The organism is Deltaproteobacteria bacterium (assembly GCA_028818775.1).
Taxonomy (GTDB): domain Bacteria; phylum Desulfobacterota; class Binatia; order UBA9968; family JAJDTQ01; genus JAJDTQ01.
On sequence record JAPPNE010000164.1, the window covers coordinates 1 to 11,049 of the forward strand.

8 protein-coding genes are annotated in these 11,049 nt (G+C 61.1%); 4 read left to right on the forward strand and 4 right to left on the reverse strand.

The features are described from left to right. Positions 1-427 precede the first annotated feature (427 nt). From OXU42_17640 to OXU42_17655, 4 genes are all read left to right on the forward strand, one after another. Positions 428-604: a hypothetical protein gene (locus OXU42_17640; protein ID MDE0031210.1), complete on the forward strand. Its 177-nt coding sequence runs from the start codon at positions 428-430 to the stop codon at positions 602-604. Positions 605-777: 173 nt separating this feature from the next. Further along, the gene (locus tag OXU42_17645; protein MDE0031211.1) at positions 778-1,653 is read left to right on the forward strand and encodes an NYN domain-containing protein; all 876 of its coding nucleotides are present in this window, start codon (positions 778-780) and stop codon (positions 1,651-1,653) included. A 433-nt stretch (positions 1,654-2,086) separates the two neighbouring features. Then, entirely contained in the window at positions 2,087-3,556 is a 1,470-nt protein-coding gene (locus OXU42_17650; GenBank protein ID MDE0031212.1) for a DNA cytosine methyltransferase, read from the forward strand. Continuing rightward, on the forward strand, positions 3,513-4,166 hold the full coding sequence (locus OXU42_17655) for an endonuclease III (GenBank protein MDE0031213.1): 654 nt from the start codon (positions 3,513-3,515) through the stop codon (positions 4,164-4,166). The genes OXU42_17650 and OXU42_17655 overlap by 44 nt, the downstream gene beginning before the upstream one ends. Positions 4,167-4,543: 377 nt before the next feature. Here OXU42_17655 and OXU42_17660 read toward each other — a convergent pair whose 3' ends face one another. The 4 genes from OXU42_17660 to OXU42_17675 all read right to left on the reverse strand — a co-directional run. Continuing rightward, a complete protein-coding gene (locus tag OXU42_17660; GenBank protein MDE0031214.1) occupies positions 4,544-6,337 on the reverse strand; it encodes a DEAD/DEAH box helicase in 1,794 nt (597 codons plus the stop codon). Positions 6,338-6,341: 4 nt separating this feature from the next. Then, a complete protein-coding gene (locus tag OXU42_17665) occupies positions 6,342-7,919 on the reverse strand; it encodes a hypothetical protein (protein ID MDE0031215.1) in 1,578 nt (525 codons plus the stop codon). Further along, on the reverse strand, positions 7,912-8,586 hold the full coding sequence (locus OXU42_17670) for a hypothetical protein (protein ID MDE0031216.1): 675 nt from the start codon (positions 8,584-8,586) through the stop codon (positions 7,912-7,914). Before OXU42_17670 ends, OXU42_17665 begins: the two co-directional genes overlap by 8 nt. Before the next feature lie 2,257 nt (positions 8,587-10,843). Next, positions 10,844-11,049: hypothetical protein (locus tag OXU42_17675; protein ID MDE0031217.1), on the reverse strand; the 206-nt coding region annotated here is incomplete at its 5' end.

The window sequence follows — 11,049 nt, forward strand, 5'->3', positions numbered from 1 at the left end:
ATGCTCCTCCGTCACCCTCTTGGGGTCCGTCATCACCCGCTGAACGAACGAAAACACTCATTGCCCGGCGCATCCGTGTCGTTCCACGGCGCAGAATCGGGTACCTTGACGCACCCCCGTTGTTTCCCCCGGGCTGCCTTGATAGAAAAGAGACGAGGAGCCGGATTGACCAACTCCTCGCCCCGGGAGCGTCGCGGCTGCAATCGCGCGAACCCTTTACCCACGAAAAGGAGAAGTTTCCATGGATAACCCGAATACCTGTTGTGAAGGACCGTGCCGAGAGTGCGGAGAGGAGCTTCGGAGGCAAGCCGAAGAAATCTCTCGGCTTCAAGAAGCTCTCGCCGGGGAGCGTCGTTCCGCGAGCAGAGCCAGGAAGATCGCCATCCGCGCGAAAAAGGACTTGGCCTCGCTTCGGGACGTGCCGGCGATGATCGACGATCTTCAGGATCGCATCGTCGACCTAGCCTGCGACGTCAGGGCCTTGCGGATGAAGGGAATGACGCCCCAGGAACTTCTGAACGAAATGGGTGGCGGCCGGAGCCAAGGCGCCTTCGGCGCCCTCCGCATCGAGCACGTCCGCGACAGCAAGGTGCTCGATTCCTGATCCCCACTCCCGCCTACTACCCAGGACTTGACAAGCGTCTTTGCCCGTGTCAGAGTTCTATAACCGTTCCGACTATCCTGTAAATGGGACGGCCTACTAAAGGGTCTCTTCGGGGACCCTTTTATTTTGTTGACTACTCCACCAACGTCCGTGTCTGGTAGGGTGACATATCAATGGACAGAGTAGCGGTATTCGTTGACGCAGGGTACCTCTTCGCACAGGGCTCGAAGGAGTTGTGTGGTACCAAGCTGACACGTGGGAATATCCGTCTCAAACACGACATCCTGATCACCAAGCTCAAGGACTTTGCAGAGGGATTGTCCAGGTTGCCGTTACTTCGGATCTACTGGTACGACGGCACGTCTCAGGGTCCGACACCACAGCACATCACCCTCGCTGATCAGGCGAATGTCAAGGTTCGTCTTGGATTCGTGAACCTGAGAGGAGAGCAAAAAGGCGTCGACTCCCTCATAGTTACGGACATGCTTACGTTGGCTCAAAAAGGGGCGATGGCGGAATGTGTTCTCCTGTCTGGTGACGAAGATATCAGAGTCGGCGTCCAGCAGGCCCAAGAATACGGGGTCCGGGTCCATCTTCTGGGTATCAAGCCCGCGCTAGGCAGCCAATCGCTCTTTCTTCGGCAGGAGGCCGACTCGACGCATGAGTGGGATACCGCAGACCTCGGTGAATTCCTGGATTGCAGACTGGTAAGCGCTGTCTCCCCAGACCAGCCAAGTACAGGGCTGGAGGCACCGGCGTCCGACGAGGACTCCATGGAGGCCTCATCTTCCAGTGTCCGTCTACGAGTGATTGCGCGCCAAATCGCGGGTGAAGTTGAGCAGGCCGAAATTCGCTCTCTCGTGGAACAGATTCGGCTGACGGGCCAGCGTCCGCAGCAACTTGACGGAAGACTCCTGGCAGTCTCTCGCACTGCACTTGGCCATGACTTGGACACACCACAAAAGTCCGAAGTCAGAGCCTTGTTTCTGGAATATCTGGTGGAACGCTTGGGAGAGAGTGCCGCGGGATCTCCGGACGAATCGGTCTGACTGACAGGTCCCCGCGTTGGGAACTTGCCTGGCCGATGCCTTACACGGGCGCGGTTGCATTTATTAGCGCTTCGACTCGGTCGGCCGCGGATTACCGGGCCGGACGCCCTGCCGGTACAGGGTTCGCCTCTGAATTTTTCTTCTCTGAACGCGCACACTTTGCACGAAAGGGAGTGTATTGGCGCGAAATACTGTACTGTTGCACATACCGGCGCGACTGTGTACTTTAACACCGTGTCCATGAGGCCACGAATGTCGACCCCCCGACGGCTCAACACGACTATTGACCCGCAGCTCGCGGATCGACTTGACCGCGAGACGGGAGACAGGATCCCGAAGCTGCCGAAACGCTACGTCGTGGAGCTCGCCCTCAAACGCCTATTCGACGACCTGGATCGCGGCCAAATCGAACTCGACTTGACGAGAGGCGACCGTGCCTGAGACATCCAACAGGGGGAGTGGGATGAAGAGGCCCGTCATCTCGCTTTTCAGCGGAGCGATGGGGCTCGATCTCGGGCTCGAAGCAGCTGGGCTCGACATCGTGCTTGCGCTTGAGTGCAGCCCCTTCCCGGTGGCGACGATAGCCCGCAACCGCCCATTACTTCCCCTAATCAACAAACCGATCGAGGAGGCTTCGAGCAACGAAATACTGAAAACGGCTCGGCTCAAGCCCGGCCAGACCTTCGCGGTCGTCGGCGGTCCCTCATGCCAGGTGTTCAGTACGGCGGGTCAGAGGAAGTCCCTCGCCGACCCGCGCAGTACGATGTTTAGGCACTTCGTCCGCGTCATCCGAGACACCCGACCGGAGTTCTTCGTTATGGAGAACGTGCGAGGCTTGCTCTCGGCAGCGGTCAGACATCGACCTCTGAAACAGAGGGGACCCGGCTTCCCCCCGCTCGAACAGCAAGAACAGTTGGGCTCCGCCTTTGGAGTGGTAGCGGACACGCTCCGTGACCTCGGCTACTACTGCGTGTTCGACGTACTCAACGCGGCCGACTATGGGGTGCCTCAGACTCGCCAACGCCTGGTAATAGTCGGGAGCCGCGACGGAAAGAAGGTACGGATGCCAGAGCCTACCCATCACCCAGACGGGGCTGGCGGCTTGTCGAAGTGGCGCACGCTCGGAGACGTGCTCACGGATCTCAACGAGGACGACCCAGACTACTACCTCTTCTGTCCTGCCAAGGAACGCTTCCTCAAACTGATTCCCGAGGGCGGCAACTGGCGGCAACTGCCGGAGGAACTCAAGAGCACGGCTCTGGGCCGGGCCTTTCACTCTTGGGGAGGCCGTTCGGGGTTCTTCCGCCGCCTATCTCGCGAACGTCCTAGTCCAGCGCTCACGACGCGACCCGACAGCAAAGCCACAACACTGTGCCATCCCACGGAACTGCGACCGCTATCGGTCGGCGAGTACGCCCGGATACAGCAGTTCCCGGACGACTGGGTATTCGAGGGCACCGTCCGAAAGAAGTACGAACAAGTCGGGAACGCCGTGCCTGTCGGTCTTGGTGCAGCGATTGGGAAGGCGCTGATCGCCGTTGCGCGCAGCCATGTCCGCGAAGAGCGACTCGGCCGATTTGAGACCTTCAATCTCGACCTCCTAGCCAAGCTGACCAGACGACCGAGGACGATCGTCAACCCACCGCGTATGCGGCAGGACAGCGAAGAGAACAGTATCGCGGACTGGTACGGTGACGGTCACCGTATGCGGGACGACGCCTATGACTATGTCCCTGATCACCTCGTTGAGGAGTTCGAGTTCCTCGTCGCTCAAGGCCCTCGACGCGCGAAAAGAGACAGTGTCTCCACTTCACACACTAAGGACACGACGAAAGCGGTTGAGGCGCAGCGTCGACCTATTGAAGGCACGCTACCGTTCGCCGCTGCTGAACAACAAGCCTGACCCTCTCGACGAACTGGTCTTCATCGTCCTCTCACAGATGACGACCAGCCCGAGCTACGAACGCGTCTTTGACCGCCTGAAGTGTGCGATGCCGGATTGGCGGGTTCTGACCGAGACGTCCGTCTCCGATCTTGCGTCACTGATCGCCGACGCCGGCTTATCTGAACAACGGGCGCATCGCCTCAAACTGATCGCGGCTCGGCTGGCGGAGGACTTCGGCGACGTGTCCCTCGCCCAACTGGGTGACTACGATGACGAGATCGCGCAGCGCTACCTGACATCGCTTCCGGGGGTCGGGACAAAGACCGCCAAGTGTGTGATGATGTACAGCCTTGCCCGACAGGTCTTGCCGGTGGACACTCATACGGCGCGCGTCGCCTGGCGCCTCGGACTGGTGTCTTCAGGTAACCACGCGGCCATCGACCGGGAACTCTCAGTCGTGGTGCCGCCGGCGCTTCGCTTCGACTTCCACGTGAACGCCGTCGCTCACGGCCGCGCTGTCTGCCGCGCGGTTAAGCCTAAGTGCGACGAGTGCGTTTTGTCCTCACTCTGTCCGATCGGGCGTGGTGTCAACGGCGGAACCCGAACGCGACGAACGTCACAGTCGTAGTTGACGTCACGTTCTTGCTTCTTACGACGCCGTCGACCAACGCCTCTTGGCAAAGCCAGTCCAAGCGATCCCGCCAAGCTCGTCCCAGGCCATGCGGATGTGCGATAGCGAACAACCCCCCAACCTCTCGACGGAAGAGTGGAGTGAGCCAATCCAGGTAGACCCGGAGGCGATCAACGCTGTAGCTTTCGTGTGGCCCCTCGGTGTGCTTGGCTTCTCCGAGGAAGAGACCGGCCCGGTCGAGGTGGAGACGTAGCACGTCCGGGCGTCTACCGTCCGGCAACCGCAATTCGAGCCGGTAACCGGCTACGTCAGCGATGGTCTCCAACAGGACACGCCGCAACTCATGAGAGCGGCTAGGGATAGCTGCGAGACCCCTATCCCGGACATTCACCAGCTTCCACCGTGTTCAGCAATGCGGCAGCCTTGCGGACGTCCGTCAAGAACGTCTCCCGCGTCAACGGTGCCTCGACGTTGTCCCCCAGCAGGTCCTGCGCCGCTTGTTCTTTCTGAACGAGCCGGTCGTACTCGCTCACCTCGAGAGTGTCGTCGCAGAGCAGAACCACGTACTCGACATCGCGCTCTTGTCCACGTCGGTGGATGCGATCGAGGCTCTGGAGATAGTGGGCTGCTTGGTTGGAGAGCGACTCGTAGATCGCGACACGTGCTCGGTGAAGCGTGAGGCCCGCACCGGCTGCCGCAGGGTTTGCAACGAAGACCATCGTATCATCGTCCTCCTGGAACCGACGCACTGCCTCTCGACGTGCTACGACGTCCGGCACCGAGCCATCGTACCTGACGACCCCGTATCGGGCGTAGCGTCCAGCGATAGCCGCTACGGACGCGGTGTAGAAAGACCAAATCACGACTTTCTCGCGTTCGCGCCTGACCAACTGCTTGACCAAAGAGTCGAGCGCCTCTAGCTTCGCCGGCGTTTCCCCGTACGTCTCCGAAACGCCAGAGGGGTTCGAACAGATCTGAAGTAGCGCCGCCCGGCGTGCAAGGAAGCTCGTCCGTTGTCGGATGAACCCGGAGTCATCCACCGCTTCGACCTCTGCTACCAACCGGTCAAGGTGTGCACGGTACAAACGGCCCTGCTCCTCTGCCATCGGAACGATCACCCGCTGGAACCGCTTCACCGGGAGATCCGGTAGCACCTCCCTCTTCAAGTGCCGCAGGTAGAGTCCCCGCTTCTCGATCGCGGACTGTACAACAGGCGCGGCCAACTCACGCTCAATCGGTAACTCAACGTCCTTGAAACAGTAACCGAAGTCGACGAGACTGAACTGCTGGACGAGGTCAGACGGTGAGTTGGGCGCCGGTGTGCCACACAGTACGTAGGCTCGGCCAGCCCACTCCCGCAACCGCCGGAGTGCTCGCGTACGCTTCGCATCGAGGGACTTGATGAAGAACGACTCGTCGATAGCCAGCACGGTTCGCCCCGGCCTCGCCCGCATGAGAGCACGGAGTTCAGGCTCCATGGTCACCGCGGTTTCGAAGTTGGTAACGAGCACGTCCGCACTCTCTGCGAGAAGGCGTCGTTTCTCCCGCGCAGTACCTGTCAACACCACGGTACGGTAAATGTCCCCGCGGAACCGCCCTAGGTCCTTGGGCCATTCACCGATCATGCTCTTCGGCGCGACAATGACCGCGAGATCCGCTTCGTCGCGCTCGACAAGGAGGTCGAACGCGAAGATGAACGTCACTGTCTTCCCAGCCCCCTGCTCGTCGAACACGCAAAGGCCAGGGCTGTCTGGCAAGGTCATCGCCGCGACGTTGACGACCTGATGTTGATCGAGCACGTCTAGGCTGGCACTGTCCGCAACCATTCGCTCAGCGAGACCTGCACCTTCACGTCTGATCCGCAGGAGATTCGCAAAGACTTCGGAGTGGACCGATGCCACGTGTCGTCGGTTCTCAACGAACCGCCGTGCCTCGGGGGTCCAGTTCATCTGGACTCCCGAACCCAGTTCATCCAGTCGCCATGCGATCGCCGCAGGTACCCTGACTCCCTCGGCCGAACGTCTTAGACCAGTACCGTCTAGACCGAGGCCATCTCTCATCGCCCGCAACAGCGCGGTCCCTTGCCCGGTCTCCGCCACCAGGAACAACGCGTCGAAGGTCTCCGTCGTCCTGACCTCAGCACGGACCACGCGGCAGTCTGGCGTCATCTCCCTAGACCTTCGCCGTGTCGTCCGCTTCGAGGTAGGTCTCGACATGTTTCAGCGTGCTCCTCAGACGCCTCAGGTTCTCCTGCGTGACGCAGCCAGCCTCGTTCGGGTCGAAGACCTTGACCGGCAGTCCGAGGAACCACTCCGTAAACACTCGGATCTTCGTGTTCGCTCCTGTCTGGCGTTGCTCCGCGCGTCCCATTCGAGCAATGCTGATGGCGTCGTCTACATCGTCCTGTGCCGACTCCACGTCAGTCCTTTCGCGTGCCTTCCGTAGAACCTCGACCGCGTCCTCGTTCTCATAGACGTACTTCAGATCCCGAATCTGCCGCCAGTTCTTGAATTTGCCGTCGTACAGGATGTCGAAGACAAGGTGCTTGAAGCTGTCGTCTTGGTTCAGAGACCAGTTCACACCTCCTGCGCCCTTACCCTTGTTCAGCTCATCGAAGTACTGGAACCGCTCCGATGCGCGATGCTTCGCGGCGTAGGGGTCCTTCGAACGTGCGACGACGTGGTAGTCCTCGAAGTCGCGCGCGAGGGTGACCATGCTGATGTACCGAGAGACCTCATCCGGCGCGAGGGCGAACTTCCGCGCGATCTCTCTCCGTATCTCCCTCACTCGCGCCGTGCCTGGATTCGCGCGAGGTTCGAGCGCCAACAGAGTCTCCCAATGTGCATGGACTTTCTGCGCCTTGACGTACTCCGGCCAGTCCTGCTTGAAGTCAGGCTCGAAGTTCAGCGATACGATTACCGCCTCCCGGTCTTGGTCCGTCGCGTGTTCCGTGAGCTGCCAGACCTTCAACCACTTAGCCCGCTGTTTCTCCTCGGGTGTGAAGTCTCCGCTATTGTCCTCCAGGATGTGGTAGCAGGCCGTTACTCGACGGTTCCCGTCCAGCAACTTACCGTCTACGTCGATAATGGGTGGTTTGCGTACTCCGTTGACCGCTATGCTCTTGGCCAAGGCCCTGATCGCGAACTGATCAGTCTCCTCTATACCCGGAAGGGGCATCTCCCCCTTCATGATCGCCATGAGCTCTTCTGAGTTCGGGCCACGACCGTACTTCTGCTGGAACTGGTTAAGGTGGATGTCCAACCGTTCATTTCGGTCCCACAGCTCAATTTCCTGCGTCCGCACGAAGCCCTCCCTCACTGCGACCGGGCGTTCATGGAACACGGGCGTAGGCTGCACGGGCCTCGGGCGGATTCCGTCGTAAGCCTCCAAGCGGAGACGCGAGTCGTCACTACCCGACGTCTCTCTCGTCCCGTCCTGACTCGGAACGTCACCTCCTAAACCGTTTGCCTCTGCACCAGCAGACAATCGAGCCCGCACCTCTTCGACCCGCCCGATCAAGGCTTCGGCCTCGCGGTCCAGAAGCTCCACTGTCCCTTGGTCGCCACGTCTTGCTGCACCTCTCCGTACTGCCTCGACGACCCTTGTGAGGAGGACACGAACCTCGTCTGGCGAGAGCGGGTTTTCGAGACCTTCTCGCAGTATCTCCTCGACCGTCGCGCCGATGTCGGAGGACATATCCTCCGCCGAACGCAACAGCTCCGCCAAGGTGCTCTTGATTTCTTCACGCATCGTCGTTCTCCTCTTCTTCCGTGTCCATCTCCGGAAGCCCTGTCGGTGCCTCAATACCTTCCTGTTCCGCCAATCGGCGCAGGCGCTTCATTCCCCTTGAAACGAGTGTCCGGGCAGCGTTGTTCGATATCCCCAGCGCCTCTGCAATGTAGGGTGCCGGAAGATCCGGCAACCCCTCCTGCGCAGCGTCGATTACCAACTCCATAACGTCGCGCACCTGTCCTTCCCCTATCCGGGGAAGGAGCTCACGCGCGATCCGGATCGCCTCCCTACGACGCCTTTCTTCGAGCTCCTGCCGCTCTTCCCTCTCACGTTCCGTATCGTTCGTGTCTGGGGCGGCCAGTGAATTGTCGACATCCAACTCCACCCGCTGGCCATAGTCGAACGTCCATCTGTCGTTCGCGATCTTGTCCGCCGATTTCCAGAGCCAGGCAGCGAGACTTCGGATAGGGCGCCCCCGAGACACAGCCGCACACGCCGCATCCACTGCCTGCGCGATGCAATCGTCGACCTCGGTCCACGGTAGAGACCCGCTCCACTTCCGCTGAAGACGGCGAGACAGGCCGTCGAGGTAACGACTCGCGGCGAGGGCTTGGAGCATCTCAACCACGTCGGTGCGGTTGACCGCTTGCTCCGCCCTTTCCAGCAGCTTCGCCGCTTCATTCATTTGCGTCCTCTCTCACTCATATCGAGTTCTCCCTGACCGCGCTCACGTCTTCCAACTCTCCCATGTCCGGTAGTCACTAGGCGCAACAACTGCCCGTGCCTTGATCGTTTCAACTCCGCTCGCTGAACCTCCACGCCGGAACGGTCTTTCTTCCGTTAGTCTCAGGGCGCAACAGGTAACGCCCAATACCGGCTGACGGCGTCGGGACGTTCGTTCCTGTTGCCTCTAATATTGGTGTCGCCCGTCGAAGCGTCCCACGCCGCCGAAAGCGAGACACACATCCTCATGACGGTGAGTGGAGCGGCAATCTGTTGAAATCCCTCAGGCTGGGCACGTGGTCTTCGTCCCGCACCTCAGCGAGGATTCGCTAGCCGCCCACGATATCCCTGAACGTGTCCGTATCCGCGAGACCATCAAGGGAACCTGCAGGGCGGCACCATGGTCGCCACCCGAGACGGTGTCACGGCGCCAGCGACTCGCGCGTCTGGGTCTCTGACGCTCGCCGCCGACCATGACCGCGAACCTCCGCCCCGTTCCGGTGACGACGCCAACAGCGATGGCACCAGTCAACGTGTCCGTGATGACGATCATGGAGCAGCGGCTTGACTGCGGCTCGGGAGCTGTTTCCGCAAGTGTGCGGCGGGCGCTACGCACTGCAAACGAGTTGTCATCACGTCCGAACGCCTGGACACCGACGCGCCCGTGACCGCCGGAGAGGTGTCCCGCTTCCTCGTCGTTGATTCGGCGACGCCCGTGTCGCCCTCGAAGACATCCTGCGCCTCGACTCCGACAAGATCGTGCCGGGCATGCTGCGCGGCCTGTCCGCACCACCCGGTTCACCGACGACTTCTGGAATGTCCGACACATCTGCAACACCGCCGACACTAACGACCGAGTAAGTGTCGTAACGCGTGTCGCGGCGGCGGGCATCGCCTTGTTCCCTCCCGTTTCCCTGACGCCGGCAGGAAGCCGCACGACCGGTTCCGGAAGTGTTCCTGCAAGTGCGCGGCGGAACCCGACGCCCAAGCGCCGCCTGGAGTCTGTCGGGTTCCCCGTTGTTCGTGTTCCTCGCCGCAGGAAGCGAGACACGGCTCTGTCAGGCTTGAGCTGCGGCAAGGTGGGCAGCGAGCTTGTCGAGGCTGTTGTGGGCGGTGCAGCCCTGGCGCCCGCCGCGGACGCCAATCCCCGTGTTCCCATAATGCCCGGTGGCCATATAACCGCGAATGCCTTGCCGACGCTTCGCCGCCTGCGTCGGTCGCCGCCGGCCATGTTCCGATCCGGGCTGTTGTAATCCGATTGTAAGTGGCTGTAGTCGCAATGTATTACGGGCGTCACACGCCGTAACACGGAAAAACTGTCGACAAAACAATGATGTATGATCGGCGATACCATTCTGGTATTCCCCGGAGAACCGCTCCGGTTCCCCAGAGAACCGCCCGATTCTGTAGAGAATCTTTCAGCCAGACCCGCGCTTGCGACGACATGGTTGCCATCTTGCTAGGACGCCCGGAAACCGCCCGTGAGCCGCGTCTTCGGATCTGTTTGCTCTGACCTCCATATCCCGCTCAATCGCCGCTCGGGCTAACCTGCTGATATCACGCCTCTTTTCGTCCCCCTTCGCCAATGTCTCGCTTTGCGGCTCCGTCTTTTACGGCAGAGCCGTTATTCCTTCACACCCGACGCACCTCGGTGCCTGTCGCGCCTTGTCTGCGCCCGGGTGCGCAGTCCAAGCCCCTAATAGCCGCTTGCCCTTGGGAAACGGTGGATGCTCTCTGGTCCACTGCCGTGGAGCGGAAAGAACACATGAACGACTTCAGGATCTTGCAGGCCGATCGGGCCGACATCCAGCCTTTCCGTGACGGGAATCCTACAGCTCGGCTCCTATGGCCGATCTGGGCCATCGTGCGCTGGTGGCTGGTGGCGACATTCCCAAGATGGTCCAGACGCCCCGAGTCCGCGCAGACGGGCGAGAGCGTGCACGCGCCCGGCACGGAACACCGCCGCGAGCGCTTGGACGTACGCTGCACTACGGAGGGTACGGTGTGTCCGCAACCACCATCCTGGTATCGGGCCGCAGACAAGCGAGGGGCTGCGCGAGGGCATGATGACGGCTGTCTGGAAGGCACACGGCGGGAGAAGACCGGCGGGATGCTCCGACCATGGTCGGGAAGGGGAGTTGGCATTCGCGGGAAAGCTTCGGTGCGCGGTCCTGGCACCCGGCGACCGTGGAAGTGAAGCCCGGAAGAAAACGGGAACTCTATAATTCGAGGTCCATCTCAAGAGGCGTCTGGATGGGTTCCAGGGTCTCCTGCTGTTGGCGGTCGTGCTCCCGCTCGACCTCGTGGCCGTCCTCGGTGCCGATTCCCCGGTCCGGTTTGTCGGGATCGAGCGCTGCGTGCTCCATTTCAGCCGGGTCCCGGTCACGGCCGCCAGGCCTCTCGACACCAAAGATGGCCTCGTGCG

Excerpts from the sequence above, each read along its gene's own strand:
- OXU42_17640 (MDE0031210.1), top strand. The coding sequence starts at position 428 with ATGATCGACGATCTTCAGGATCGCATCGTCGACCTAGCCTGCGACGTC.
- OXU42_17645 (MDE0031211.1), top strand. The coding sequence starts at position 778 with ATGGACAGAGTAGCGGTATTCGTTGACGCAGGGTACCTCTTCGCACAG.
- OXU42_17660 (MDE0031214.1), bottom strand. The coding sequence starts at position 6,337 with ATGACGCCAGACTGCCGCGTGGTCCGTGCTGAGGTCAGGACGACGGAG.
- OXU42_17665 (MDE0031215.1), bottom strand. The coding sequence starts at position 7,919 with ATGCGTGAAGAAATCAAGAGCACCTTGGCGGAGCTGTTGCGTTCGGCG.
- OXU42_17670 (MDE0031216.1), bottom strand. The coding sequence starts at position 8,586 with ATGAATGAAGCGGCGAAGCTGCTGGAAAGGGCGGAGCAAGCGGTCAAC.